The sequence below is a fragment of the Castellaniella sp. genome (assembly GCF_041675725.1).
Classification (GTDB): domain Bacteria; phylum Pseudomonadota; class Gammaproteobacteria; order Burkholderiales; family Burkholderiaceae_B; genus Castellaniella.
Map to the genome: position 1 here is coordinate 1 of NZ_JBAYTI010000123.1, position 2,760 is coordinate 2,760.

General features: G+C 70.3%; 4 protein-coding genes. 1 reads left to right on the plus strand and 3 read right to left on the minus strand.

Features of this window, described 5'->3' with window-relative positions:
• Positions 1–429: phosphoribosylglycinamide formyltransferase (gene purN / locus WCZ84_RS13935; protein WP_372686877.1), on the plus strand; the 429-nt coding region annotated here is incomplete at its 5' end.
• A 6-nt stretch (positions 430–435) separates the two neighbouring features.
• Here the strand turns inward: purN and WCZ84_RS13940 are convergent.
• From WCZ84_RS13940 to WCZ84_RS13950, 3 genes are all read right to left on the minus strand, one after another.
• Positions 436–1,053 carry a LysE family translocator gene (locus WCZ84_RS13940; RefSeq protein WP_372686878.1) on the minus strand — a complete coding sequence of 206 codons (618 nt, stop codon included), beginning with the start codon at positions 1,051–1,053 and terminating at the stop codon, positions 436–438.
• 89 nt (positions 1,054–1,142) lie between these two features.
• On the minus strand, positions 1,143–1,895 hold the full coding sequence (locus WCZ84_RS13945; RefSeq protein WP_372686879.1) for an AraC family transcriptional regulator: 753 nt from the start codon (positions 1,893–1,895) through the stop codon (positions 1,143–1,145).
• 38 nt (positions 1,896–1,933) lie between these two features.
• A partial coding sequence (locus tag WCZ84_RS13950; protein WP_372686880.1) for an EF-Tu/IF-2/RF-3 family GTPase occupies positions 1,934–2,760 on the minus strand: 827 nt, incomplete at its 5' end.

Here is a 2,760-nt window from a genome sequence, read left to right on the forward strand (position 1 = left end):
CGCGAGCAGGGCATCGCGACGGCCGTGGTTGACCACAAGGCCCATGCCAGCCGCGAGGCCTTCGACGCGGCCCTGATGGCCGAGATCGACCGCCACGCGCCGTTCCTGGTCGTGCTGGCCGGCTTCATGCGCATCCTCACGCCCGGTTTCGTGGCGCACTACGAAGGGCGGCTGGTCAACATCCACCCCAGCCTGCTGCCGGCCTTCCCGGGTCTGCATACCCACCGCCGCGCCATCGAGGCCGGCTGCCGCGTGGCCGGTTGCACGGTGCACCGCGTCACGCCCGAACTCGACCACGGCGAATACCTCGACCAGGCCGTGGTCCCCATCCTGCGCGGCGACACGCCCGAGGCGCTGGCCGCACGGGTGCTCTCGCAGGAGCACCTCATCTACCCCAGGGCCGTCGAGCGCCTGCTGGCCACCGGCTGAACGGCATCAGCGGTCGCTCCAGGCCAGCTTGCCGGCCATCAGGGCGAACGCGCCCGCGAAGCCCCGGCGCAGGGCGGCCTGGATGCCGGGCGATGCCGCGACCTTTTGCCGGAACCCGTGCGCCAGCATGCCGTAGGCGATGAAGACGGCCAGGGTCATGAACATGAACACCAGGCTCAACAGGCCGAAGTGCCTCATGGGGGCCGGGTCGGACGGGTCCATGAACTGCGGCAGGAAAGCCATGAAGAACAGGGTCAGCTTGGGGTTCAGGCTGTTGAGCAGGATGGCCTTGCCGATCAGGCGCAGCGGGGCCACGGCGGGTGCGCGCGCGCCGTTGACGGCAAAGGCGGCGCGGTCCCGCCAGGTGCTGACGGCGAGGTACAGCAGGTACAGCACGCCGGCGATCTTCAGCACCTGGAACGCCAGTGCGCCGGCGTGCATCACCGCAGCCAGGCCCAGCGCCGTGGCCAACATGTGCGGCACGATGCCCAGTGTGCAACCCACGGCGGCATGGACGCTGGCGGCGCGCCCCTGCGACAGGCCGGTGGACACGGTGAACAGGACCCCGGCGCCCGGGGTGGCCACCACCACCGCGGACGTCATGAGGAATTCGATGCTGATCAAGGCAGGCTCCTGGGCAGTGGACATGGACATGGACATGGACAAGGCAAGGAGCCCGATCCTGGCGCCAGGACGCCGGCCTGTCTTGAACGCTATTGCAGCCAGGCGTCGCGCCAGGCGCCCGGCGTGAAGCCGAAGCAGCGCGAGAACAGGCGGTGGAGGTGGCTTTGGTCGGCGAACCCGCAAGCCGCCGCGGTCTCGCCCAGCGGCATGCCCTGGGCGATCAGGGCCTGCGCGCGGCGCAGCCTGTGCTGCCGCAGCCAGGCGAACGGCGGCAGGCCATGGCCCCTGGCGAACTGGCGCACCAACTGAAAACGCGAGAGGCCCGCCAGACCGGCCAGGTCTGCCAGGCTGGGCGGGGCGTCCATCTGGTCCAGCAGGCATTCGCGCACCTTGTCCAGCCGGGTTGGCGGGCCGTCGCCCAGCCGCCGGTCGCCGTGCTGCCGGACGAGCAGGCCGCAGGCGTTCGCCAGCGCCTCCTCCCAGAGCGCGGGGCCGGACGGGTCATCCCAGCACCGGAACACGTGGTCGATGGCCGTGCGCAGGCGGGGATCGTCCAGCACCGGCCGGGTGAACTCGTGCCCGTCCATGGCCAGCATGGCCGCCATGGCACCGGGCGAGACGTGGATCATGCGCCAGCGGCGCGCATTCGACGACAGCGGAACGCCATCGTGCACTTCGCCCGGGTTGACGGTGATGACGTCGCCGGCCACGGCGTGCACCTGGCCGCGTCCGCTGGCCGAGACGTGCCCGCCTTCGTCCATCACGCCAAAGCCGTAGCTGCCATGCCAGTGCCGGCCGAAGCCCCTGGCGCTGTGCATGAGCACGGCATGAACCCCTTCCATGGGGCTTCGCCGTACCTGGGCGCGATGGATCGGTACCGTCACATCGACTTGTGGAACACCAGCCCCGCGTGCTCGCGCATCGCGTGGAATTTGATCTTCGGCCAGTTGGCCTCGACCGCGCGCAGCGTGGCCATGTGATCGAGCAGCACCGTGGGCGCGTCCACCGCGTCCAGCGCCACGCGGTGGGCGTTGGCGTCGATGAAGCGCTTGAGCTCCTGCTCGCCGCCGTCCTCGGGCGCGCAGGTCACCCAGCGCGTCACGTTGTACGAACTGCCGGTGATGCGGGCCTTGACGCCGTACTCGGCCTGCAGCCGGTGCTGCACCACCTCGAACTGGAGCTGCCCCACCGCGCCCAGCAGCAGCACCGTGCCGGCCACCGGCCGGAACACCTGGATCGCGCCTTCCTCGCCCAACTGCGTCAGGCCGGCGCGCAACTGCTTGGTCTTGAGCGGGTCCGCCACCTCCACGCTGCGGATGATCTCGGGCGCGAAGAAGGGCAGGCCGGTGAACTGCAGCGCCTCGCCCTCCGTCAGCGTGTCGCCCAGTTGCAGCACGCCATGGTTGGGGATGCCGATGATGTCGCCGGCGAAGGCCTCGTCCAGCAGCTCGCGCCGCTGGCTCAGGAAGCTCACCACCGTGTTGGGGCGAAGTTCCTTGCCGCTGCGCACTACCTTCAGCCGCATGCCGCGCTCGAAGTGGCCGCTGGCCACGCGCACGAACGCGATGCGGTCGCGGTGCGCCGGGTCCATGTTGGCCTGGATCTTGAACACCACACCGGTGAACTTGGGTTCGGTCGGCTCCACCGTGCGCTGGAGCGCAGGCTTGGGACCGGGCGGCGGGGCCAGATCGACCAGTGCGTCGAGCA